The sequence below is a fragment of the Bacteroides pyogenes DSM 20611 = JCM 6294 genome (genome assembly GCF_000428105.1).
Taxonomy (GTDB): Bacteria; Bacteroidota; Bacteroidia; order Bacteroidales; family Bacteroidaceae; genus Bacteroides; species Bacteroides pyogenes.
This window is the reverse complement of the sequence record NZ_ATZH01000027.1, coordinates 13092-39040: the sequence shown is the minus strand read 5'-3', so window position 1 is coordinate 39040 and position 25949 is coordinate 13092. Positions and strand designations below refer to the sequence as shown.

The window sequence follows — 25949 nt, the reverse complement described above, 5'->3', positions numbered from 1 at the left end:
TAAAAGGAATATTAATTATACAATCTATGGTTTGTGAAAAACCATGCTAAAGTACTACTTTTCCCGAACATACGAAAGTTTTTTCAAAGAAACTTTGCTCTCCTCTTGTCGGCAAACAGCTTTCAGGAAACTAAATCCTACCTTAATACGAAATAGAGTATTGAATACGCAAACCCACTAAAAAGTGGTATATCAAATCATGGATTATGGATTAAGTCATATCTTCTGAAAGAAATTTCTATTTTGTGGCACACCATTTGTTCTTTGTTTTAAAAGAAGTAAATAATAACGCATGCTTTAATTAAATGCGTATATTTGCAATATAAGGTATAAAGTTCATAGAATGAAAGGATAAAGTATGAATAATCAATTCTCACAAAGAGTTTCAGATATTATTATCTACAGCAAAGAAGAAGCCAATCGTTTAAGGAATAAACATATAGGCCCTGAACACCTATTGTTAGGAATAATACGGGACGGTGAAGGAAAAGCTGTTGAAATCTTATCAAAACTTAACACGGATTTAGGGCTTATAAAACATGAGATAGAAGCTCGTTTGAAAGCAGAAGCAGATAACATGCTGCTGCCAGATGCGGATATACCCTTATCCAACGACGCCGCCAAAATATTAAAAATGTGTATATTGGAAGCTCGTGGAATGAAAAGCAATATTGCAGATACAGAACATGTTTTATTGGCTATTTTAAAAGAAAAGAAAAACATGGCAGCCTCTGTACTTGAATCAAATGATGTAAATTATGTAAAAGTACTGGAACAGACCTCGTTGCAGCCGGACCTCAACTCCGGTATGGGGTTTCCGGAAGACGATGATGAAGATGAAGAAGAAACTCCCTCTTCCCGACCCGGCAATTACGGAGAACATCGACAACAAGCACAAGCCGTTGCCAGAAAGACAGCCAACGACACACCGGTACTTGACAACTTTGGCATAGACATGACGAAAGCTGCTGAGGAGGGACGTTTGGATCCGGTAGTCGGACGGGAAAAAGAGATTGAACGCTTGGCTCAAATCTTAAGCCGCCGCAAAAAGAACAATCCTATATTAATAGGAGAACCGGGAGTCGGAAAATCAGCGATTGTTGAAGGGCTTGCTCTAAGAATCATTCAAAAAAAAGTATCGCGTGTTTTATTTGACAAACGCGTGGTAACACTTGATATGGCAGCAGTAGTAGCCGGAACGAAATATCGTGGACAGTTTGAAGAGCGTATCCGATCAATTTTAAACGAATTGCAACGTAACTCAAATGTTATTTTATTTATAGATGAGATACATACGATTGTCGGAGCAGGTTCTGCTGCCGGCTCTATGGATGCGGCCAATATGTTGAAACCGGCTTTAGCTAGAGGAGAGTTACAATGTATCGGCGCTACGACATTAGATGAATATCGAAAGAATATAGAAAAAGACGGAGCTTTGGAGCGACGCTTTCAGAAAGTAATGGTAGAGCCGACAAACATTACCGAAACTCTTCAAATCTTACGTAATATCAAAGATAAGTATGAAGATCATCACAATGTGAACTATACAGATGAAGCACTAAAGGCATGTGTAAATCTGACGGGGCGATATATCACCGATCGTAATTTCCCAGATAAAGCCATCGATGCTTTAGACGAAGCAGGCTCTCGTGTACATCTTACCAACGTGAATGTTCCTAAAGAAATTGAAGAGCAAGAAAAACTGATTGAAGAAACAAAAATAAAGAAAAACGAAGCTGTAAAATCACAGAATTTCGAACTTGCTGCCAGTTTTCGGGATAAAGAAAAGGAACTTCTATTCCAGTTGGATCTTATGAAAAAAGAATGGGAAGATAGTTTGAAAGACAACAGGCAAACCGTTGATGCCGAAGAGATCGCAAATGTAGTTTCCATGATGTCCGGTGTCCCCGTTCAGCGCATGGCTCAAGCCGAAGAGCTTAAATTGGCAAACATGAAAGAAAACCTTCAATCAAAGGTTATTGCTCAAGATGTAGCTATCGAAAAACTAGTTAAAGCTATTTTAAGAAGTCGTGTAGGACTAAAAGACCCCAATAAGCCAATTGGAACTTTCATGTTCTTAGGCCCTACAGGCGTGGGTAAAACCCATTTAGCTAAAGAACTGGCAAAATACATGTTCGGCTCTTTTGACGCATTGATTCGTATAGACATGAGTGAATTTATGGAAAAATTTACGGTATCACGCTTAGTCGGAGCTCCTCCGGGATATGTCGGTTATGAGGAAGGCGGACAACTTACCGAAAAAGTACGCCGCAAGCCATATTCCATAATCCTGCTTGATGAAATAGAGAAAGCGCACCCTGACGTCTTTAACCTGCTTCTTCAAGTAATGGACGAAGGACGGTTGACTGACAGTTATGGCAGAATGGTAGATTTTAAAAACACAGTTTTAATCATGACCTCTAATATTGGAACCAGACAATTAAAAGAGTTTGGACGAGGTATCGGATTCACCACACAAAACCGCCTGGATGATAAAGAGTTTTCACGAAGCGTCATACAGAAGGCTTTAAACAAGTCGTTTGCACCTGAATTCTTAAACCGTGTCGATGAAATAATAACCTTCGATCAGCTCTCTATAGAAGCTATAAAAAAGATCATAGAGATTGAGCTCAATGGCTTATACAGCCGAATAGAAACGATTGGCTACAAACTTCAGATTGATGAAAAAGCCAAAGAGTTTATTGCTGAGAAAGGATATGATGTGCAATACGGAGCCCGACCGCTAAAGCGTGCCATTCAGAGTTATTTGGAAGATGAAATATCGGAACTTATCGTTTCCTCCACATTAAAAGAAGGTGACACTATTCAAGTATTATTGAATGAAGAAAAGAAAAAACTGGAAATGAAAGTCCTTACCCAATAGATTGCAGCATTTTGAAACATTTCATTATGCCAGAATGTCAGGCCCCGGGGTCTGGCATTTTTTTTGCCTTTCTCAGAACAAAGATTCAAACAGGAATAATTTTATCAATAAACTAAAACATACGTTATTATGCAAAAAGGAAATATTGGGGTTACTACAGAAAACATTTTCCCTATTATCAAAAAATTTTTGTACAGTGACCATGAAATCTTTCTTCGTGAATTGGTATCCAACTCTGTAGACGCTACTCAGAAACTGAACACATTGGCTTCTATTGGTGAATTCAAAGGCAATTTGGGTGATTTGACCATCCATGTAGAATTAGGCAAGGATACTATTACCATTTCCGACCGGGGAATCGGATTGACCGCTGAAGAAATCGATAGATATATCAATCAGATAGCATTCTCCGGAGCCAATGATTTCTTGGAAAAATATAAAAATGACGCCAATGCCATTATCGGACATTTTGGATTGGGCTTCTATTCCGCATTCATGGTTGCCAAAAAAGTTGAAATTATCACCAAATCTTATAAGGAAGGTTCACAGGCTGTAAAATGGACTTGCGACGGAAGCCCGGAGTTTACCATCGAAAACGTAGACAAACCTGACCGAGGATCGGATATCATATTATACATCGACGATGACTGTAAAGAGTTCCTTGAAGAATCACGTATTTCGAGCCTCTTGAAAAAATATTGCAGTTTTCTTCCTATACCTATTGCATTCGGAAAGAAAAAGGAATGGAAAGACGGCAAACAAGTGGAAACAGCAGAAGATAATATCATTAATGACACGGCTCCCCTATGGACACGCAAACCAAGCGATTTGTCGGATGAAGACTATAAATCTTTTTACAGTCAACTATATCCGATGTCTGACGAACCGCTGTTTTGGATTCACTTGAATGTAGACTATCCTTTTCATTTGACCGGTATTTTATATTTTCCCAAAATAAAGAGCAACATTGAATTAAACAAAAACAAGATTCAATTATATTGCAATCAGGTATATGTAACAGATTCTGTAGAAGGTATTGTTCCGGACTTCTTGACCCTTTTGCATGGTGTTATCGATTCTCCGGACATACCTCTGAATGTATCCCGTTCTTATCTGCAAAGTGATTCGAATGTAAAAAAAATATCAACATATATCACAAAAAAAGTATCTGACCGTTTGCAGTCCATATTCAAAAGCGACCGCAAGCAATTTGAAGAGAAGTGGAATGATTTAAAAATATTCATCAATTATGGTATGCTTACTCAAGAAGATTTTTATGAGAAAGCCCAAAATTTCGCTCTCTTCACTGATACAAACAACAAGTATTATACATTCGAAGAGTATCAGACGCTTGTTAAAGATAATCAAACAGATAAAGATGGGAACCTTATCTACCTTTATACAAACGACAAGAATGAACAATACGGTTATATCGAATCTGCAGAAAGCAAAGGCTATAATGTATTGCTCATGGACGGTCAACTTGATGTAGCTATGGTAAGCATGTTGGAGCAAAAGCTTGAGAAATCTCGCTTCACACGTGTAGACAGTGATGTAATCGATCGTTTGATAGTAAAAGAAGATCATAAGCCCGACAATCTTGAAGTAGAAAAGCAAGAAGCGTTGACCAGCGCTTTCAAAAGCCAATTACCCAAGATAGAGAAAGTCGAATTTAATGTTATGACTCAAGCATTGGGAGAAAACTCTACCCCTGTTATGATCACTCAAAGCGAATACATGCGCCGTATGAAAGAAATGGCCAACATTCAAGCGGGAATGAGCTTTTACAGAGAAATGCCGGATATGTTTAATCTCGTTTTAAACTCCGATCATAAACTTGTAAAACAAGTTCTACAAGAAGAAGAAAAAGCCTGTTTGTCTGAAATTAATGCTGTTCAAACAGAAATAAACATGATAAACGAACGTTCTAAAGAGCTGAAGGATAGTCAAAAAGGGAAAAAAGAAGAAGACATCCCTACTGCCGAAAAGAGTGAGTTGAATGATCTTGAGAAAAAACAAAATGAGCTTAAAGCCAAAAAAGAATCAATCTATTCAAGATATGCTAATGATAACAAAATAATTCGTCAACTGATCGACTTAGCATTGTTGCAGAACAACATGTTGAAAGGTGAAGCTTTAAACAACTTTATCAAGCGTAGTATAGAATTAATCTAGGTATTCGTCAAGCACTATAAAGTATTTTGTATAAAAGAGAAATACGGGACTCGTTATGAATCCCGTATTTCTCTTTTATACAAAATTTTTGACAGTATCTATTTATTGGACAGTGCTCTCATTATAGTTTCTCTAATCTTCCATTCTTATATCTGCCTTTTCGAATCACTTTTCCATTTTTATCTGTTTCTACGAACGGGCCATCCTTTTTTCCTTGTTTAAAAAAACCTTCAAAACGGTTCCCGTCTTTATCTGTTTGTACCGCCTGTCCATCTTCTAAGCCATCTAAAAAGCCGCCTTTATAAGTCAGCCCTGTAACGGTTTTCAACACACCTTGACCATTTGGGCGATTGTTTTTCCAATCCCCTTCGTATATATCGCCGTTGCTCCAATGGTAAATTCCTTGACCTTCACGCTTATTGTTCTTCCAATCACCTTCATACACCGCGCCGTTTGTCCATGTAAATTTCCCCTTTCCGTCTTGCATGCCGTCTTTAAATTCCCCTACATATTTATCACCGTTCATATGATGATAAACACCTTGTCCGGTACGTCCTCCTAAAAGATATGAGCCCTCGTAACGATCGCCGCTATGGAAATAATATGTTCCTTTGCCGTGCTGGATATCTTCCGACCAATCTCCTTCATATTTATCACCATTAATATATTCAAACACACCTTTTCCATGACGCACATCGTCTTTCCATTCACCGGTATATTTACACCCATCATCCCACTCCATCGTTCCATTGCCGTTTTTTTTATCGTTTTTCCACTGACCTGAGTAATTTGCTCCACTCGCCCATGTGTAAGACCCTTCACCTTCACGTTTGTCTTTTATCCAGTTTCCTACATATTTATCGCCATTATGATAATACATCGTTCCCGCTCCTTGCTGAAAGTCCTGATACCACATACCTTCGTAACGATTATTATTCATAAAATAATAGATGCCTTTCCCATGTTGTTGATCTTCATACCACTGTCCCTCATATTTCTCTCCATCAGAGAATGTATAGACACCGTATCCTTCTCTTTTTCCTTTAACATATTCTCCTTCATACACATCACCGTTTTTAAAGACCGTCTTGCCTTTACCATTCGGCTTACGACCTTTCATCTCACCCGTATAAACGCTTCCGTCTTTAAAAGTATAATTCCCTATTTTTAATTCTGCCGAGAATACATTTCTTATTTTCCCGAACACTCCGCCATTATTCTTGTTTTGAGCCGACGCTCCTCCTTGAACAAAAAGAGTCAGGAAAAGTAGTGTATATAAATTTTTTCTCATAAGATTTGATCGTTAATCATTAAATACAATTTTGACAAAGATACAATTCTCCTGTAAAAATGCGCAACTGCAGAGTTTTTTATGACAACTTTTTACCAGCAACGACCTCTTTTAATGTCTCTTTGCATAAATATTGCTGTGCCAATTCTTGAATTTCCCGAGCTGTTATATTCTTTACAACAGTTAAGGCATGCGAGAAGTATTGTTCGTCCAATCCACAGGTAAAAGCTGTTATCCATGCGTCTGCCAAAGAAAAAGGCGATTCATAATTGCGACACATTTCTCCCAACATATAATTACGCACCATATCCAATTCTTTCGAGGAGACAAGATCCTGATGCAGCTTTTCTATTTCATTATATACTTCTTGAATCAATAATTCTACGTATCTGTTGTCTGTCTCTGCCGATATTTCTAAAACTCCACTATCCGGAAAAGACAATATTCCTGCGGATATTCCGTATGTATACCCTTTCTCTTCACGGATATTCGACATCAGCCTGCTTCCAAAATAACCGCCGAACAGCGTTAGCAATACTTGCAGTTTCGAAAAATCAGCATGTTTTCTTGTGATAGTAGTACATCCTATTTTAACAGCGCTTTGCAATGCGTCTTCGCGCTCTATAACGATTCGTTTGTCCGGAGAAGCGATAATCGGATATTGCTCGAGAGTCACCAACTGTTCATATTGACCGAACGGGGTTCCAAAAGTGTCGGTTACACAACGAATGGTTTCATCTGTTACTTTTCCCGACAAAAAGATATGGCAATTGCCTGAATGATAATATTGTTTATAAAAATCAAGCAATACTTCCCGGTTTATGGCATTATAATCTTCCCTTTCCACAATGTTTCCGCAGGGGTGTCCTACTCCATATAGTGCCCGCAGAAGAGCTCGTTGCGCCAAAAAATCAACCTTCGAAGCATTTATCAAATATTGTTGAAGGTTATTTGATACAATGATTTGCAATTCTTTTTCAGGAAAAGCGGCTTCTTTTACCATCGATTCAACAATCTCAAGCGTCTCAGCCAGATACTTATTCAATGAATAAACTGTCAGATATCCATAATCCGCAGAGCCGGAAAGCTCGAGCCAAGAACCATAATAGTCCAATTTTTCAGCAATATCAGATGAGGTATATCTTCGTGTACCTTCGCGTAACATTCTATTTGTAAAAAATGCCTGTAGTCTTAGAGACTGATGCCAACGTCCTCCGGCAAAAAGAATATCGACTCTAATCACCTCCTGTTCTCCTGCGCCAATAATTGTCAATGGGATTCCATTCGGTAAAGCCTCCCTTACAGGAAGAGTTATGTGAAAATCGTCCAATGTTTCTATTTCAGGGTGTTGCGCTCGATCCATGAATTATTTATTGTCTATTCTTCAAAAAAGATTCAGCATGCTCCAAATCTTGCGGCGTGTCTATCCCGATTGTTTCTATTTCACTAATTGCAACTTTAATCCGATAGCCGTTCTCCAGCCAACGGAGTTGTTCCAATGACTCCGCTATTTCCAACGCCGACTGTTCTATAGCCGTAATCTCTTTCAGCACATCTTTACGGAAAGCATATAATCCGATATGCTTATAATAAACATGCTTTTGCAGCCATTGCTCACAATCCGCATTTCGCTGATAAGGAATCACAGAGCGACTGAAATAGAGAGCCTGTTTGTTTTTATCGATAACCACTTTAGGAGAGTTTATATTTTCTAATGCCGCATACGAATCTTTTACGGTAAACGGTTTCACCAACGTGGCAATTTGAGTCTCCGGATCTTCTAAAAAGCAGTCTCTCAACGAGTTTATTTGTGAAGGTTGAATAAAAGGTTCATCTCCTTGTATGTTGAAAACGACATCAAAATCATCATTTATCTTAGTAGCCGCTTCATAACAACGATCTGTTCCACTTTTATGATGAACCGAAGTCATGACTACTTTACCTCCGAAAGATTTTACGGCAGCTTCAATACGTTCATCGTCAGTAGCTACATAAACCTCATCCAATGTATCTTTCACCTGCTCATACACCCGTTGGATAAGCATTTTTCCATCCAATACCGCCAAAGGCTTGGCCGGAAAACGCGTAGATGCATAACGTGCAGGTATAATTCCCAAGAAAGTCATAATGTCTCCTTTGTTTCTGTTTTAAAAATTTCTTTTATTCCTTTTATGACATACTCTCGTTTCATATCCTGCGGTTTTAGGATCCGATGATGAAACAAGAGTAAATCTATATCTAACGCAATTATCCCTTTTTCCTGATCTTTTAAACAGCGTCCTGCTTTTTTCTCTATGTTTTTCAATTCAACCTTGATTTGCTCTTCTTTCAAATGAGAGAAAAAGAATCCTATTTGATTAGAAAACATAGCTTGGTTTTTTATTCCGACAGGCAATGTTTCCTGCTCTGTAGAAAAACGTATATTCGGAAATAATTCCATTAAATGTTCTCTCGCCAAAGCCAGATTTTCTTTTCTCCTATAATTGCTTCCAATGCATAAAATGCCTTTTTCCATACTCAATTGAACAAATCGTCCATTCCTACATCCTCGATGATATCATCCATCGAAGTTTCCGAGCCGGCACACGGGTCAAAGCCTTCGGGAAGTTTAAAACGTTCTTGCTGACTGTAGCCTAAAGAAGGGTCATCGAATACTTTCTTCATATATTTAGCCCAAATAGGCAATGCCAATGAAGCCCCTTGCCCATAAGTCATCGTGTCGAAATGAATGTCTCTTTCTTCTCCTCCTACCCAACATCCGGATACCAGATTCGGAGTAAATCCCATAAACCATCCGTCTGCGTTGCGGTTGGTTGTTCCGGTTTTACCTCCCATATCGGCAGTGATTCCATAGCGACGAACCCTTCCGCCCGTACCTTCATTGATAACAGCTCGAAGCATTACTAACATTTTATATACGCTGATAGGACTAACCACTTCTTCCATTTGCGGATTGAATGTCGAAAGTACATTTCCATCACTGTCTTCAATTCTTGTAACAAACAATGGAGCCACACGAATGCCTTTATTTGCAAAAGCCGTATAAGCACTTACCATTTCGCCCACAGATATTTCACATGGGCCTAAACATAAAGAAACGGTTGGCTGAATCTCTTTATTACGTACTCCGAAAGCATGAATCAACCGAACCAACGCATATGGATTCAATTTCCCCATGAGATATGCCGATATCCAGTTGTCCGAATTCGCCAACCCCCACTTTAACGACACCATTTCCCCATAACGCTTCTTGTTTGTATTTCGAGGCGACCATGGTCTTCCGTTTTCATCGATCAATGTTTGCTCCACATGACGCGTTTGATCACAAGGTGAAAATCCGTTTTCCATCGCCAAAGTATACAAATAAGGTTTAATGGTAGATCCCACTTGCCTGCGTCCCACCATAGCCATATCATATTGAAAATATGTATAATTGGGACCGCCGACATACGCTTTTACATGTCCGTTCACAGGATCCATAGACATGAAACCGGTGCGCAGGAAGTGCTTATAGTAACGAATCGAGTCCATCGGGGTCATAACCGTGTCTTTGATACCGGTCCACGAAAAGACAGACATTTCTTCGGGAGTATTGAACGCTTTCTGTATCTCGGCTTCCGAGGCTCCCGCAGCTTTCATTATCCTGTAACGGTCTGTTTGTTTCATAGAACGTGCCAATATTGCATTAACCTCGTCCGGAGTAAGCATATTGGTATACGGCGCTTGCTTGCGTCCTTTTTTCGATTTAAAAAATTCCGGTTGCAGATAATCGCCCAAATGCTCTTTTACCGCTTCTTCAGCATATTGCTGCATACGCGAATTGATTGTCGTGTAAATTTTCAATCCGTCAGTATAAATATTATAGGTAGAGCCGTCTTTCTTATGGTTTTTCTCACACCAGCCATACAATGGGTCCGTTTCCCAAGAAAGAGAATCTTCATAATATTTCTGCATTTGCCAACTGCGATAATCGCTCTTCACAGGTTTTTTAGCGGCAATTACGCCACGAAGATATTCCCGGAAATAGGTAGCCAACCCTTCTTTATGATCCACCCGGTTATAAGTTAATTTCAATGGAAGAGCTTTTAACGAGTCACATTCGGCAACAGTAATATATCCGGCTTTGCGCATTTGCTCTATCACCACGTTGCGGCGTCCTTTCGCCCTTTCATTAAACCGAACCGGATTATAAAGCGACGGATTTTTACACATACCTACCAACATAGCCGCTTCTTCTATCTTCAACTCTTTCGGTTCAGAACCAAAATAAGTATATGCCGCAGTTTTTATACCTACCGCATTGTTCAAGAAGTCGAATTTATTTAGATACATGCTCAGAATTTCCTCTTTCGTATAATATCGCTCCAGCTTCACTGCAATGACCCATTCGATCGGCTTTTGAAAAAGTCGCTGAAGTGTGTTTCGGGCAACTTTTTCAGTAAACAACTGTTTAGCGAGTTGTTGCGACAAAGTACTTCCCCCTCCCGCGTTCTTTTGAAAAAGCAAACCGCGCTTCAGAAAAGCACGAAACAAAGCCTTCGCGTCAATGCCCGAATGTTCGGCAAAACGGATATCTTCCGTAGCGATAAGAGCGTTGATGATATGAGGAGACAAATCTTCATAAGCGGTATATACCCGGTTCTCCTTGCTATACGACCACGTACCCAGCACCTTGCCGTCTTCAGAAAAGATTTCCGTAGCAAATTTATAATTGGGATTTTCCAACTCCTCAACCGGAGGCATATAGCCTATCCATCCTTTAGAAATAGAAACAAATACGGTTATAATAACCACCAAAGCAACGGCTAGGAATATCCATAGTATTTTTATTATTTTCCGAATCATCTTTTTTAAAGCTTTATTAAAATAAAACGCGCTCATTTAAAGTGGCAAAGGTAGATAAATTCCACTATACTCCCATCAAGATTTATAATTATTTGTTCTTTCCCGTAACAAATCGATCATTCAAATCAGATTTATCCGGCAAATACACATTGACGGAATAATTTAAAAATAGTGCAGCTCAAGTATCTCTTTTTCCATATTTTCTCCTTACCTTTACACACTGGTAAAACAAGTTCTATTATGTATAAAGAAGATGACAAAATGGAAAACAGAAGCTTAGTGAGCATTGCCGAACATTCAAAAGAAAAAATCCTCTACATGCTCGAAATGGCGGAACAATTTGAAAAGAAACCGAATCGCCGTTTATTGCATGACAAAGTGGTAGCCACATTATTTTTTGAGCCCTCTACCCGCACCCGCCTCAGTTTCGAAACGGCAGCAAACCGATTGGGCGCCCGTGTCATCGGATTTACAGATCCGAAGGTAACCAGCTCTTCGAAAGGAGAAACACTTAAAGATACGATTTTAATGGTCAGCAGTTACGCCGATATCATCGTCATGCGACACTATCTTGAAGGAGCGGCACGATATGCCAGTGAAGTCGCCCCTGTTCCCATAGTCAACGCAGGTGACGGAGCCAATCAGCATCCTTCGCAGACGATGCTCGACTTGTATTCAATATACAAAACACAGGGCACGCTCGAAAACCTCAACATCTACTTGGTAGGCGACCTGAAATACGGGCGCACGGTACACTCCCTGCTTATGGCCATGCGCCATTTCAACCCGACTTTCCACTTTATCGCTCCGGATGAGCTGAAAATGCCGGAAGAATATAAGATATACTGCCGAGAGCACCAAATCAGATATACGGAACATACGGATTTTACCGAAGAGATTATCGCCGATGCGGATATTTTGTATATGACTCGTGTACAGCGAGAAAGATTTACAGATTTAATGGAATACGAACGAGTGAAAAACGTATATATACTTCGCAACAAAATGCTGGAAAACACTCGCCCGAACCTTCGTATCCTCCATCCTCTGCCCCGTGTGAACGAGATATCTTATGACGTGGACGATAACCCCAAAGCATATTATTTCCAACAAGCGCAAAACGGATTATATGCACGTGAAGCCATTCTTTGTGATGTTTTGGGTATTACATTGGAAGACATTAAAAAAGACATGCCGTTATGAACAGAAAGAAACAAGAACTACAGGTTGCCGCTTTAGAGAACGGAACCGTAATCGACCATATTCCTTCAGAGAAATTGTTTACCGTCGTACAACTGCTGGGTGTAGAACAGATGACAAGCAACATTACTATCGGGTTTAATCTTGACAGCAAGAAGCTCGGCAGGAAAGGCATTATAAAGATTGCCGACAAGTTTTTTTGCGACGACGAAATCAACCGCATCGCAGTAGTGGCTCCACGTGTTCAATTGAATATTATCCGCGACTACGAAGTGATAGAAAAAAGGGAAGTGCAGCTCCCCGATGAATTGCGCAGTATCGTAAGATGCGCGAACCCGAAATGCATTACGAACAATGAGCCGATGGCTACGCGGTTTCACGTGATAGATAAAGAAAACTGCATTGTAAAATGCCACTATTGCGAGAAAGAGCAAAAACGGGATGAGCTGGTTATCATCTAAATCCTTACGCATCTCTCTTCATGAGCATGCGGTTTTTATGTAAAAACGGGAAACGAAACCGAACCTAATAAAAAAAGATAAGTCGGTAAAAAAGAAATAATGCAATGAAACAAGATTGGAAACCGGGCACGATGATTTATCCATTGCCTGCCGTGCTGGTGAGCTGCGGGAAAGAAGAAAGCGAATACAATATTATCACTGTGGCATGGACAGGCACAATTTGCTCGAACCCGCCCATGTGCTACATATCCGTACGTCCCGAACGGCACTCCTACGAAATTATAAAAAGAAACATGGAGTTCGTTATCAACCTTACCACTAAAGATATGGCATACGCTACCGATTGGTGTGGAGTGCGCTCGGGAAAAGATTACCGTAAGTTCGAAGAAATGAGACTTACTCCGGGACGGTGTTCGGTAGTAAGCGCGCCGCTGATCGAAGAATCTCCCCTTTGCATCGAATGCCGTGTTAAAGAAATCATATCGCTCGGATCACATGATATGTTTATTGCCGATGTGGTAAACGTACGGGCCGACGACCGGAACCTGAATGCGGAGACAGGCAAACTGGAATTGGCCGAAACCAATCCGTTGGTCTATGTACATGGAGGTTATTACGAGTTAGGAAAGAAAATAGGAAAATTCGGCTGGAGTGTAGAAAAAAAGAAATAAAATGAAGTTCACAGGCAGGATACAGCTACTTTTGCTTTGCGGTTTGTTCACCATCCCGTATGTAGTTTATGCACAAAACAACAGCACGGATAAAGTGAGCGCTCCAAATACTCAGAAATTCAATTGGGGTGTGAAAGCCGGTTTCAACTCAACCATGTTTATTGTTTCTAAACTGAAAATCAACGATGTAACTATTGATGAAGTTCAAAACAACTATAAAATCGGCTATTTCCTTTCTCTTTTCACACGTGTCAATATAAAGAACAGCTTTATCCAGCCCGAGGTTTCTTACAATGTGAGCAAGGGCGAAATCGCTTTCGACAAGCTTGGAGTGCAGCATCCCGATATCGAACCGGATATTGCGGCGGTTCAATCCACTTTACACAGCATCGACTTCCCTGTTTTGTACGGATATAATGTAGTTAAAAAGGGACCTTACGAAATGTCTGTTTTCATCGGTCCCAAGTTCCGTTACTTATGGAGGAAAAAGAGTGAGATACAATTTAAAAACTTCGACCAAAAAGAAGTGGTGGAAGAACTTCATCCGCTCAATGCCTCCATTGTTGTAGGCATCGGCGTCAACATCTCCCGCATTTTCTTCGATTTCCGCTACGAACAAGGAGTGGTGAACATGTCGAAATCAATCACCTACAGCTACGAGCAAACAGATAAAGCTACCGGTGTCAACCCCATTATCTTTAAGCGTCGTGACAGCGCGCTGAGCTTTTCGCTCGGTTTGCTTCTATGACCGCAAAAACAAGCACATTTTTTCGTTAACACAGTCGATTTAAATACGCTTTTATAGTTTATTTATCTATTTATTTTCCTTAACTTTGTACGCATTCCATAAGGGTATCTCGAATTAAAACTTTAATCTTATTTACAAAAGAATGAAAAGAGACGACTTAATTTTCGACATCATCGAAAAAGAACATCAACGTCAGCTTAAAGGTATAGAGCTGATCGCATCCGAGAATTTTGTAAGTGACCAAGTGATGGAGGCAATGGGTTCTTGCCTGACAAACAAGTATGCGGAAGGTTATCCCGGCAAACGCTATTACGGAGGCTGTGAAGTAGTCGATCAAAGCGAACAAATCGCTATCGACCGGCTGAAAGAGATCTTCGGAGCCGAATGGGCGAATGTGCAGCCCCATTCCGGAGCACAGGCCAATGAAGCCGTTTTTCTGGCTGTGTTGAAACCGGGCGACAAATTCATGGGATTGAATCTGGCACACGGAGGTCATTTATCTCACGGGTCGGCAGTCAATACATCAGGCATTATCTATACGCCGTGCGAATATAACTTGAACAAAGAGACCGGACGGGTAGATTACGATCAGATGGAAGAAATCGCTCTACGTGAAAAACCGAAATTAATCATAGGCGGAGGCTCTGCATATTCCCGTGAATGGGATTACAAACGTATGCGCGAAATTGCAGACAAGGTAGGCGCTATTCTGATGATCGACATGGCGCATCCTGCCGGTTTGATAGCTGCCGGATTGCTCGACAATCCCGTGAAATATGCCCACATTGTCACTTCCACTACCCACAAGACACTTCGCGGGCCTCGCGGAGGAGTCATTATGATGGGCAAGGATTTTCCCAACCCATGGGGCAAGAAAACTCCGAAAGGGGAAATAAAAATGATGTCTCAGCTATTGGATTCTGCCGTATTCCCGGGTGTTCAGGGAGGTCCATTGGAACATGTCATTGCAGCCAAAGCGGTAGCATTCGGAGAAATTCTCCGCCCGGAATATAAAGAATACGCCAAACAAGTGCAGAAGAACGCGTCGGTGCTCGCAAAAGCTTTGATCGACCGGGGATTCACCATCGTTTCGGGAGGTACGGACAATCACTCGATGCTGGTGGATTTGCGTAGCAAATATCCGGAGCTGACAGGTAAAGTTGCAGAGAAAGCGTTGGTAGCCGCCGACATTACCGTCAACAAAAATATGGTGCCGTTCGACACCCGTTCGGCTTTCCAGACTTCAGGCATTCGCCTGGGTACTCCGGCAATCACTACGCGTGGCGCAAAAGAAGACTTGATGCTGGAAATTGCGGAAATGATCGAAACCGTCTTGTCGAATGTGGACAATGAGGAGGTTATCGCCAAGGTACGCGCCCGTGTCAACGAAACGATGAAGAAATATCCTATCTTCGCGTACTAAGCCTGCCGATCGGACGGGCAAACGGCTTGGCTAAACGAACGGAAAGCCTGATCGAACGGCAAACCCGGTGCGACAGGTGGCAAGCCGGAGAAAGAAAAGTCTATAAGTCCTACTGCCTTTATCGGTCGACAAGAAAATAAAGAATGCGGATTAATCGAAAAGAGCTATCCACTCCGATTGATAAATCCGCATTCTTTTCATTCTAAGGAAGAATACATTTCTTCGGGAAAAAACAGGCCTCTTAAAATCCTTTCTCGACTTTCCTCCCCCAGAACGTTTATTCGAAACGGGGATATACCCATTTATCCTTGTAGGAAGTAAAAGTCAAGCCGGGTATCGAATTCCGGGAGCGGGAACGGACAAAAGATTTAATCAATGTATAATCATTCGCATCGACCGCATAATAACAATCCTCACGAGGAGTCGATATCCGGATAGTCCAATCGAACATATTCCCCAATAGGGTCAGCTCATCCGATTCGGGATTGAAAGAAGAGACGCCCACCTTGACGACTTCATACGTGCGGTTGTTAAGCACATAGAGGCTGTGATCCGCCCCGCTGAGCAGCCCCAACACTTTTTTGTTCCTGAATTCCGTTACATAAAGATGCTTCAGCTCCACTCCTTCCGGGAGATTCACCGCACGAACAAAAGGACGTCCCTTCACTTGTTTCAGATGGAACAGGCGCGAATCGGCGTCGAGTACCAGATAGCCCTCGTCGTATTCTTTTTTTACGGTAGGGTTTCCGGCAATTGCCCGGGCGGGGAAATGAAATCCTTTTTTCTTCATCGCCTCCGTAAACCGAAGACTCTTTAAAACATTCACGCTATTGGAAGCCATATCTATGAATTCGATGCCTTTGCCCGTAATCCGGAATACATCGTCCGGCATTTTCAGGTCTACCCTGCCCGAAAGCGATTCGAGCAACGGGTAAAGTCCGATGACGGGAGCATTGACTTCCGACGGAACGCTGCGGAAAGTTATATTTTCCATCTGTACCTCTTTCGGCGTTACGGCGACTCCGTGTATAGAATCGGGAAAACGGTCGTCGGCCACCAGCTGGCGGAGGTAAAACATCGGCAGAATGCTGTCGAATTGCGCCTGCGTGTAAACACCTCCGGCGAGGTCGCGCCTGATCATTCCCTTTTCTTCTTCATGCCCGATCATGGCAAAATCGCCGATCACCGTACTATATAACGTAAAAGGCGTCTTGCCGGGTTTAGCCGCAAAGAAGTTGTAGCACCAAGGCAATTGCCATAGCAGCAGAAAACAAACAGTCAGAAAAAGCAGTAGGGTACTAAAATGTTTCATTCTTCGTTTTTTCATAATGATTAATCAAAACACCCGGAATCAGTCTTGCTTGCCGGCTTTGAACCGGAGGACGGAGATCCATGAAAAAGAAGCCGTAAGCAGGGTATATACTGTCAGCGCGGGAATAAACGGAGTATATGCTTCGGGAGTGGTAGACAAAAAGAAAACGCGCAGCAACAGTACGGTTACAACCAAATTGACGACACGCCGTTTCCAAGCCGGCTCCAAGCATATCCACGAAATCAGCAGGTAGGCGGAAATGCCTGCGAGAAACCAGGGGAAAGCAGTGAGTAAAATATGATTCCTCAGCTCCGGCGCCATCACTCCGCTCAGGTAGATGTACATCAGCAAAAAGCCCGAACCCAAGCAAAGCAGCAGGAGAATGAGCCCCGAAAGCAGCATGGATCCGATCATTTTCAATTCCGGACACGGGAGATGCAGCGTCAGCTTCAGGCATTTGCGCTGCATTTCGGGCACAAACTGCGCGATTGCCATCAAAATTCCCACCAACAGCGGAATGTATTGAAGCAAATCCACGAAAACAACATCGCGTTGCAGCATCACTTCCCAGACATGGGCAATCCCTTTCATCCCCGCCACTCGGTGGATGCGAAGTATGGAATAGCCCGAAAATCCGAGCATAACGACAACGGAAAACAGGAAAAACCACCGTGTCTTGATCCATTCTTTATAAAATATAGCGTTCACTTGTTTCTATTTTCTATGTTTAAACTGAAATAATCAATATTTTCCGGTCAGTCCGATAAAGGCGTCTTCCAGATTCACCGTTTCGTGCTGCAACCCGGAGTACGGGACCGATAGATCATGCAGCCTCCTTTCCGCCTCGTGCGGAGGGAGGAAAGAGAAAAACTCCAGCGTATTTCTAAGAACGGAAGGATGATAGAAACCCTCCGTCGAGACCGGTTCGTATCTTTCCGCAACGTGGCAAGTATATCTCCGCAACTCTTTCAGCAAAGTGTCCACAGGCTTTTGAATCAGTATTTTCCCGTAATCCATCATGATGCAGTCGTCTATCAGCCGTTCCATATCTTGAATGATGTGCGAGGTGAGAAACACCGTTTTGCCTTCAGACCGCGCATAATCGCGAAGATAGTCGACAAACAGACGGCGATAGCCGGGATCGAGTCCGAGCGAAAAATCATCGAGCACAAGCAATTCGGGGTTTTGCGCCAGAATCAGTCCGAGCGCAACCTGAGAACGTTGTCCGCAAGACATACGCGAGATTCTTTGTCGCGGGGCAACCTTCAGTTTGTTCATCAGTTCGTAGTAAGCCTCTTTTTTCCATTGCCCGGGATAAAAAGAAGCGTAAAACTTTTCGATTTGCGAAATGCTCATGAACTGATACTGCACGTGTCCTTCTATAAGAAGCCCGATGTTGCGGCGCAAGGCGGGATCCATCGTTTGTATATTCTGCCCGAAAATCAGGCACTCTCCGGAGCGGGGTTTCAGATAACCGCTCAAAATGTTGATAGTAGTCGTCTTGCCCGTCCCGTTCTTCCCAAGCAGCCCCAAGATGCGTCCTTTCGGTACATGAAAACTCAGATTCTCGTAAATCAACCGTTTCCCGTAATAATGGGTCAGGTTTTTGCATTCTATAATAGGTTCCATCATTCAAAATGAATAAAAACAGGGTTAGTTCGCGACAGCCGCCATATCGGCAACTTCCGTCGCCGCATCCGGTTACGGACACGCATGCGCGCTTCGCAAAGGGGGCAAATATCCCGAACGGCGGAAAGATCGAGACAGAAGCCGGAAAAGATAAAGAGTTCGTCGAGTTTCCCACCGGGGAAACAAAAGTTTCCCCGGTGGGACAATAAAGTTTCCCCACGGGGAAACTATTGTTTCCCGCAAGGGAAACTTTTGAAACTCCGAATGCTTCTTTCTTTCATCCCGTACAACCCGGATAAATCAGCGTAAAAGACCGCACACGCTGCCATTATTTCAAAAAACAACAGCAGCGCACGGAATCTTCGTACACTCGTTTCTCAAAAAAAGAAAAGGAATATCAGCGGAATCAGAATGCCGGCAAGCAGCTCGATGCCTCCTCTGCCTATCAGACCTTTGCCGCCTTTGATCATCAGCATACCGGAAAAGGTAATGACGATCAGTCCTATGGCAAAAAGATCGGCAAAATATGTCCACCATTTTCCCGGATTATAATGCAAGCGAGCCATCGCTCCGATGATGGGACGCCGGGAAACCGATTCGTATACCGCTTCGCCCGTCCGCACGTTGATCACCAAGTTGGAACCGCCTTTGAGAAACACCTTCATCACATCCCGATCCGGGAAATAATGTTTCGTATAGTTACCTTCCTCCTTGAGCGGGAGCAGCAGCTCCAACACCTTTTCTTTGGTCATTTCCTGCTCGCCGGGAAGAGATTCGTTTACCTTATACTCCTTGCGGCTGACAGAAAAATGAGGATTGATCGTGTCCCGGTGGTTCATTACGATGCCCGACACGGCATAAATCAGCAGCATGCCGGAGAAGAAGAACGACAGGTCACGATGGATTATCCGGCTCCACTTGCGTAAATCGCTACTCTTGAATGTCATACGAAGTAGCCTCTATGTAGTAGAACGACAGATAATCCTTTCCGCTCTTCTCTTTGTTGGCGGCTATCTTTGCGCGGAAATCTGCGATACGGTCCGCCGATGTAGCGGCGGTTTCGCCACGGGCTTTCTTTTCTGTGGAGCACCCCTCTTCGCCTTCCCCGTGTTTTTTTTCAGACTGTGCGTTTATCTGGGCTTCCCACTCTTGAAGATAGGCTTCATCTATCCGCTGCTCCTTCAAATATCCTTTCACGCGTACAATGGAATTTACGCACTTCGCATCGAAAGCTCCCAAAGCTCCGGCTTCCACACGAATGGTTTGCGTGTCGTCGCTTCCCATCAGGAAGATTTTTTTCGCGCCATGCTTGCAAGTATGCGTGCACACGCCTTCCACTGTCACTTCTTGTCCCGCAAGATTCCCGGCATTTGCCAGCAAAGAGTCTACCTCCAAAGCCGTGTTGCCGGCCTGTTCTGCTACAGTCGGTTCAGCCGCAGCGTTTTTTTGTTTGTTGCCACATGACACCCCGATAAGGGTCAGCGCCGTCAAGGCCGCCAGAAGTGAAATTTTCTTAGTCTTTTTCATATTCTTTCGTTTTTATTTCCGACTGCAAAATTACAACATATATACGATTGTTCCATACCCAATTCTTGCTATTTTATCTTTCATTATACCAATAAGTTGTCATTGTGCCCCCGGAGAAGAAAACGTATTTTTGAACCGCGAAACAGATGGCCCGAAAATGAATAGAATACTGCTGATTATCATATATATATGCTTTTTCAAAACAGCGTTTGGACAAAAGATCGATAATACCTATACCTTATTTATAAGCGTGACCGATGAGACCGGTCGCGAGTCTCTTCCTTCGGCATTGGTGGAGTTGACGGACAAAGAAGGGAGGAAATATACCGGCATCACAGACATGAACGGAAAGATTCAACTGCATTTGCCGCTTTCCATGTTTCAGATGAAAGTATCCTACGTAGGGTATCGGGTTTTCGTGAAAACATTCGAACTGAATCACTCCCTCACCTTTCATATCCAAATGTATCCCGGCGAAAACCTGCTCGACGAAGTGGTTGTCACCGCTTCCGAATCGAAAGGGCTGTCCACTTCTTCGCATATCGACAGAACCGCCATGGGGCATTTACAGCCCACCGGTTTCTCCGATTTACTGGAGTTGCTTCCGGGAGGGATAGCCAAAGATCCTTCGATGGGGACGGCCAATCTGATCAGGATACGCGAAGCGGGCGCTCCTTCTTCTCATTATGACATATCTTCATTGGGAACTTCGTTTGTCGTAGACGGCATCCCGCTTTCCGGCGATGCCAACTTGCAGGCTACTCCCGGCGCTTCGAGCCTTTCGGGGAAGCAACAGGGTTTTGTATCGAAAGGCATCGATATGCGAAGCATCCCTACCGACAATATCGAATCGGTAGAGGTGATACGCGGAATCCCTTCGGCGGAATACGGCGACCTGACCGGCGGGGTGGTGAAGATTCACCGCAAAAACAAAACGTCTCCTTTCGAAGCCCGCTTCAAAAGCGACCAGTTCAGCAAACTGTTCTATGCGGGAAAGGGATTCGCAATCGGCAATCACCAAAATATCCTGAACGTCTCGCTGGACTATCTCGACTCCAAGACAGACCCGCGAAACAATATGGAAAACTACAAACGCCTCACAGGTTCTCTCCGCTTCTCGGCTCAGAAACACGTTCGCCGCTCGCTATTGGAGTGGAACAGCCACCTGGATTACAGCGGCTCGTTCGATAATGAGAAAAAAGACATAGACACCGACGAGAAGCAAGATAGGTTCCGCTCTTCGTACAACCGGATGGCATGGGGCAATACGTTTCGGTGGAAACCCCTGCAACCGGGCTTTCTGCATTTAATAGAAATAAGCAGCTCCCTTAGTTTGCAGTTGGATAAACTGGAGCAAACCAAAAACGTCTACCTGAATATGCCTTCTTCCGTTCCCAACAGTATGACGGAAGGCGAGCACGACGGCTTGTTTCTTCCTTCCAATTACTTGGCTCACCTGACGGTGGACGGAAAACCCTTCAATGCTTTCCTGAAACTGAAAGCAAGTTTCAGTTTTCAGACATTCAGAATGAAACATTCACTCCTTGCGGGAGCGGAATACTCCGTCGACAAGAACTACGGCAAAGGCGAGTTGTACGATTCCGCACGCCCTGTCAGTCCGTCGATGCGCGGACGTCCCCGCCCCTACAAAGACATTCCCGCCCTGCAGAAGCTTTCGATCTATGCGGAAGACAGGATAACCATTCCGGTGGGGAAGCACCTTTTCAGTTTGCTGGCAGGCATACGTTTCAATACCATGCTCGGTTTGAACGACGGATACAGCTTGCAAAACAAAATATATCCCGATCCGCGCGCCAACGCCAAATGGAAGTTTCCGGAGATAATGGTTGCGGGCAAAGAAATGACCTTCTCGGTGGGAGGAGGATACGGCATACAGACCAAAACGCCTACTATGGCGCAACTGTATCCGGGCTTGATATATTATGACATCGAAGAGATGAACTACTACCACAACAACCCCGACTACAGAAGACTGTATCTGATGACTTATATATGGAGTCCTGCAAACCACGGGCTGAGGGCGGCGCGAAACAGGAAATGGGAATTGAGCGCCGACGTCGTATGGGCGGGCAACAGGCTGTCGGTAACTTATTTCAGGGAATCTTGCCGCACAGGGTTCAGAACCCACACTGCTTTAAAATCGCTCTCATACAAAAGATACGACACAAGCGGAATCGACCCCGACAAGTTGACTGCCCCACCCGATCCTTCCGTACTCCCATACAAAGAGATACGAATGCTTATCGGCTACGGGCAAACGAAAAACGGAAGCAGGATAGACAAAGAAGGGATTGAATTTCAGTTCCAGTCTAAACGAATCCCGAAAATAAACACGAGAATCACCCTGAACGGAGCATGGTTCAACACTCTCTATAACATCGATGCGCCGGTTGTGGAGCATCCCTCCATCGTCCTGAACGGCGAACGCTATCCATACTACGGGATATACGACTCCAACGACGGAAACCGGCAAGAGAGATTCAACACGAATCTGATCATCGACACTTATCTGCCCCGGTTGGGACTTACTTTTTCCACATCGGCGCAGTGCATGTGGTTTACGAAAATGAAAACGTTGCCCAAAAGCCGAGTGCCTTATGCGTATGTAGACGAATACGGCGAAAAGCATCCGTACACCCATGCCGACGTGACCGACCCTGTCCGCCAATGGTTGGTGCGCAAGGAATATTCCGTCACCGAACAGGATGTGCCGTTTGCCATGATCATCAACCTGAAAGCGACCAAGCAACTCGGCAAACACATCAATCTGGCTTTGTTTGTCAACAAGATATTGGATTATACACCCGACTACCAAAGAAACGGGCTGATGATTCACCGCTCCGTTTCGCCCTATTTCGGCATGGAAGCCAATCTCAAATTTTAAATAACAAATTTTTAAACCCGATAAAATAAGAAAACATGAGAAAAATTATCAATTTACTAGTAGTAATCACCCTTGCTTTCTGCATGGGTGCCTGTAGCGATGAGAACGGCAAAAACGGCATTCCTGTCTCAACCGTTACCTTTACGTTGAGTGAAATCAATAATCTCAAAGAAGTCAGCTATACGGAAGCAAGTGTTACCTACAAAAACCTGACGAATGCTATCGAGAAAAATGAAAAGGTTTCCATTCGCGACAATCGGTTTGCATTGAACATGCCTCAAGGCCTTTACTCCATCTCGTTCGAAGCGAAAGGAACATATAAACTGGATGGAAAAACTCATAACACGACCTTTAAAGCCCTAATAAATCCTGCCACAGTAAAAGGAGAAACTTGCGCGCTTAGCTTCAATCCGTTCGTGTACAGCGAAAACGCGGGTTTTGTGATTGAAGAGATTTTTTATGCGGGAACCGTGTATCCGAATACCCAAAAGCCATATCTGGGCGATCAGTATTTTAAAATAACGAACAACTCCGACAAAGCATTGGACGCAGGCGGACTGACATTGGTAGAAACCAAGTTCAACTCCTCAACGAAATTCGATTATACCCCGGATATAATGGGCGAAGCCATTACCGCCGATGCTATTTACTCCATCCCCTCCAATGGTGAGAAAAAATACATGGTACAGCCGGGTGCATCTATCATTATATGCGATAAAGCCACCAATCACAAAGAATCAAATCCAAATTCATTCGATTTGAGTAAAGCGAACTTCGAATGGTATGATAAATCCACTAACTCAACTACCGATACGGATAACCCGAGTGTTCCCAATTTGGATAAAATATATTGTTATACTTTGTCTACTTGGATTCCAAGTCAGCAAGGAAACAGGGCATACGCTTTGGTAGACATGAAGGAAAAGGATGGTTTCCTTGAGAAATATAAATACGAATATTCCTGGAAAATGATAATTCCTAAAACCGGAAAAGAGAAAATAATGCACAGTTCTACTTACAAAATTCCCAATGCATGGGTAGTCGATGCCGTACAATTGTCTACACCCGACAAACATAAATGGAATGTAGTAAACGCTTCGCTCGATGCCGGATATACATATTGCGGGAAAAGCTCCAATGATAAAAGCAAGCATGGCAAATGCGTGCGCAGAAAAGTACTTTCTACCACTGCCGACGGACGTAAAATATTACAAGATACGAATAATTCTACAGACGATTTCGAACGCGACGCAGTTCCGTCATTGGCTGATTAATCTTTCATTCAACTATTTTTATGTCAACACTTCGCCTTCTTCTTGTTGCCATCTCTACGGGAATCTTTTCGGCTGCAAACTACGCTTCAGATACTCTCCGCATCGACCGGAAAGTGTGGCAGAACGTTCGCTCCGACCGCCATTTCGCCGGAAGGGTTTGGGAGAATCCCGCTTTAAAAATCTTTATGAATCAGGCTCCGCTATCTCAAATATTGGTGGAAGGATTCACACATAAGGAAACGGAAAGCGTATCCTTGCAACAGGGAGACGGCGAACATGGATTTGCCGTCAAAGCAAATTCTGTGTTACGGTTCACCCCGGAAAGTGAAATCAGAGGCACTGCAGAATATGTCAATAAAAAGCGCACATCGGTTCTGTGGAACGAATCGAGCGATTACGAAACAATTTACCCGTATGTCTCCGCCGATGAGCAGGGAGGCGACCTGAACAGCGAGGCCTATCGCTTCAGCGGTGAGTACACGCATGAGGCAAAAGCATATACATGGGCTGCACGATTGGCTTATCGGGCGGTCATGGAATTCAGAAACGTAGACCCCCGCCCCAAAAACACCGTATCCGATTTATGGGTTACCGTAGCCGGAAGCCGGAAAATAGCAGGCAATTATCGCGGGGCGGTATCTCTTCACGCAGGAAAATACAAACAAGACAATACGCTTAAATTTTTCAACGATTTGGGAGGCAGTACGATTTATCATCTCACGGGCTTGGGCATGCATTATGTACGTTTCGCCGGAACAAACACCGGCGTTCTTTATGACGGGGCTTCTTTCGGAGGAAGTTTCGAATGGCTGCCGGAACACCAACGCGGTGTATCGGTATCGGTAGGATATCGTCATTTCGGATGCGATAAGCAAATGAAAGACCTGGGAGACATCACGCTATGTACATTGAAAGAAAACGTGTTTTCCGGTGAAGCGGCATATACAAACGGACAGAAAGGGGTGAAAGCAAGTGTTGTCGCTAAAAAACGTTCCGGAACGGAAAATCTTTTCGGTTCGCCTACCGGAGCCATTTATCCGTTTCTGAACAGCGTGCGGAGTTATGCTCATAGCCGGAGCGAGTTCAAGCTGGCGGGAATGTACGGACAAACCTCTCCTACCCTGTCATGGAATCTGATTTCGGAAATAGCTCTTCACATCACGGACGAAAACTATCTTGATGGCACAAGGCACATCGGTGCAAAACAAGCGAACTTCCGCTTCGACTGGCAGACGAACAAGGCTTTTCGGCATTCATCACTGACTACGGTCTTGTCTTTAGGCTATCGCCAAAGCGTGTCGGCAAGCCGACAAATGGAGGAACAGAAGGAGACCGATATCTTAAAACCGCTGACGGATAGAAAATTCCAACAGCTTTCGTCTCATTGTTCAACAATATCGGGAGTGGCACGTTGGGATATTCCTGTTTCTTTGATCACAGAAGGAGGCGTTTACATACAAGCAAATGCCGAATATGCTCATTACCGCAGCTTCGCCACGCTATGGAAAGCCGGGTTATCGCTGGGACTCACTTTCTGAGAAGCGAACTTTTTGAAGTATGATAAAGCCATCGATATAGATCGAACGCTCAGCCGATAATCCTTG

General features: G+C 43.4%; 20 protein-coding genes. 10 read left to right on the top strand and 10 right to left on the bottom strand.

All coding sequences use genetic code 11. The features are described 5' to 3' along the window. Window positions 1-358: 358 nt before the first annotated feature. Both C234_RS0107750 and htpG read left to right on the top strand, forming a co-directional pair. Window positions 359-2884: an ATP-dependent Clp protease ATP-binding subunit gene (locus C234_RS0107750; RefSeq protein WP_027325291.1), complete on the top strand. Its 2526-nt coding sequence runs from the start codon at window positions 359-361 to the stop codon at window positions 2882-2884. 129 nt (window positions 2885-3013) lie between these two features. Beyond that, window positions 3014-5059 (top strand): molecular chaperone HtpG, encoded by a 2046-nt coding sequence (gene htpG, locus C234_RS0107745; protein ID WP_027325290.1) that lies wholly within the window; start codon window positions 3014-3016, stop codon window positions 5057-5059. Window positions 5060-5180: 121 nt separating this feature from the next. Here the strand turns inward: htpG and C234_RS0107740 are convergent, their stop codons facing one another. From C234_RS0107740 to C234_RS0107720, 5 genes are all read right to left on the bottom strand, one after another. Next, entirely contained in the window at window positions 5181-6350 is a 1170-nt protein-coding gene (locus C234_RS0107740; protein ID WP_027325289.1) for an MORN repeat-containing protein, read from the bottom strand. A 79-nt stretch (window positions 6351-6429) separates the two neighbouring features. After that, the gene (locus C234_RS0107735) at window positions 6430-7713 is read right to left on the bottom strand and encodes a M16 family metallopeptidase (RefSeq protein ID WP_027325288.1); all 1284 of its coding nucleotides are present in this window, start codon (window positions 7711-7713) and stop codon (window positions 6430-6432) included. Between the two features lie 7 nt (window positions 7714-7720). After that, window positions 7721-8476 carry a 3-deoxy-manno-octulosonate cytidylyltransferase gene (kdsB, locus tag C234_RS0107730; protein WP_027325287.1) on the bottom strand — a complete coding sequence of 252 codons (756 nt, stop codon included), beginning with the start codon at window positions 8474-8476 and terminating at the stop codon, window positions 7721-7723. Then, complete coding sequence (locus tag C234_RS0107725; protein WP_027325286.1) at window positions 8473-8865, bottom strand: 2-amino-4-hydroxy-6-hydroxymethyldihydropteridine diphosphokinase; 393 nt, start codon at window positions 8863-8865, stop codon at window positions 8473-8475. The genes kdsB and C234_RS0107725 overlap by 4 nt, the downstream gene beginning before the upstream one ends. Window positions 8866-8867: 2 nt before the next feature. After that, window positions 8868-11195 carry a transglycosylase domain-containing protein gene (locus tag C234_RS0107720; protein ID WP_027325285.1) on the bottom strand — a complete coding sequence of 776 codons (2328 nt, stop codon included), beginning with the start codon at window positions 11193-11195 and terminating at the stop codon, window positions 8868-8870. Between the two features lie 261 nt (window positions 11196-11456). Between C234_RS0107720 and pyrB the strand changes: the two genes are divergently transcribed. The 5 genes from pyrB to glyA all read left to right on the top strand — a co-directional run bounded on the left by pyrB (window position 11457) and on the right by glyA (window position 15698). Then, entirely contained in the window at window positions 11457-12398 is a 942-nt protein-coding gene (pyrB, locus tag C234_RS0107715) for an aspartate carbamoyltransferase (protein ID WP_027325284.1), read from the top strand. Next, window positions 12395-12856 carry an aspartate carbamoyltransferase regulatory subunit gene (gene pyrI / locus C234_RS0107710; protein WP_021644733.1) on the top strand — a complete coding sequence of 154 codons (462 nt, stop codon included), beginning with the start codon at window positions 12395-12397 and terminating at the stop codon, window positions 12854-12856. Before pyrB ends, pyrI begins: the two co-directional genes overlap by 4 nt. A gap of 104 nt (window positions 12857-12960) precedes the next feature. Next, on the top strand, window positions 12961-13527 hold the full coding sequence (locus C234_RS0107705) for a flavin reductase family protein (protein WP_021644732.1): 567 nt from the start codon (window positions 12961-12963) through the stop codon (window positions 13525-13527). 1 nt (window position 13528) lies between these two features. Further along, window positions 13529-14275 (top strand): porin family protein, encoded by a 747-nt coding sequence (locus C234_RS0107700; RefSeq protein ID WP_051290199.1) that lies wholly within the window; start codon window positions 13529-13531, stop codon window positions 14273-14275. A gap of 142 nt (window positions 14276-14417) precedes the next feature. Then, window positions 14418-15698: a serine hydroxymethyltransferase gene (gene glyA / locus C234_RS0107695; RefSeq protein ID WP_027325282.1), complete on the top strand. Its 1281-nt coding sequence runs from the start codon at window positions 14418-14420 to the stop codon at window positions 15696-15698. A 277-nt stretch (window positions 15699-15975) separates the two neighbouring features. Here glyA and C234_RS0107690 read toward each other — a convergent pair whose 3' ends face one another. The 5 genes from C234_RS0107690 to C234_RS0107665 form a co-directional block, all read right to left on the bottom strand. Further along, window positions 15976-17010, bottom strand: a complete 1035-nt coding sequence (locus C234_RS0107690) for a DUF4857 domain-containing protein (protein ID WP_027325281.1) — start codon at window positions 17008-17010, stop codon at window positions 15976-15978. A 39-nt stretch (window positions 17011-17049) separates the two neighbouring features. Beyond that, the gene (locus tag C234_RS0107685) at window positions 17050-17718 is read right to left on the bottom strand and encodes a hypothetical protein (RefSeq protein WP_027325280.1); all 669 of its coding nucleotides are present in this window, start codon (window positions 17716-17718) and stop codon (window positions 17050-17052) included. 33 nt (window positions 17719-17751) lie between these two features. Beyond that, a complete protein-coding gene (locus C234_RS0107680; protein ID WP_027325279.1) occupies window positions 17752-18639 on the bottom strand; it encodes an ABC transporter ATP-binding protein in 888 nt (295 codons plus the stop codon). A gap of 377 nt (window positions 18640-19016) precedes the next feature. Further along, window positions 19017-19586, bottom strand: a complete 570-nt coding sequence (locus tag C234_RS0107670) for a PepSY-associated TM helix domain-containing protein (RefSeq protein ID WP_027325277.1) — start codon at window positions 19584-19586, stop codon at window positions 19017-19019. Beyond that, window positions 19570-20166, bottom strand: a complete 597-nt coding sequence (locus C234_RS0107665) for a hypothetical protein (protein WP_034537243.1) — start codon at window positions 20164-20166, stop codon at window positions 19570-19572. Before C234_RS0107665 ends, C234_RS0107670 begins: the two co-directional genes overlap by 17 nt. Before the next feature lie 157 nt (window positions 20167-20323). On the opposite strand from C234_RS0107665, the gene C234_RS0107660 reads away from it, so the two are divergent. Genes C234_RS0107660 through C234_RS0107650 form a run of 3 tightly spaced genes read left to right on the top strand, consistent with a single transcriptional unit; the run spans window position 20324 to window position 25883 of the window. Next, on the top strand, window positions 20324-23071 hold the full coding sequence (locus tag C234_RS0107660; protein ID WP_027325275.1) for a TonB-dependent receptor: 2748 nt from the start codon (window positions 20324-20326) through the stop codon (window positions 23069-23071). 35 nt (window positions 23072-23106) lie between these two features. Continuing rightward, window positions 23107-24345, top strand: coding sequence for a DUF4876 domain-containing protein (locus tag C234_RS0107655; protein ID WP_027325274.1), 1239 nt, complete (start codon window positions 23107-23109; stop codon window positions 24343-24345). 20 nt (window positions 24346-24365) lie between these two features. Next, a complete protein-coding gene (locus C234_RS0107650) occupies window positions 24366-25883 on the top strand; it encodes a DUF6850 family outer membrane beta-barrel protein (RefSeq protein ID WP_027325273.1) in 1518 nt (505 codons plus the stop codon). The last annotated feature ends 66 nt before the right edge of the window (window positions 25884-25949 follow it).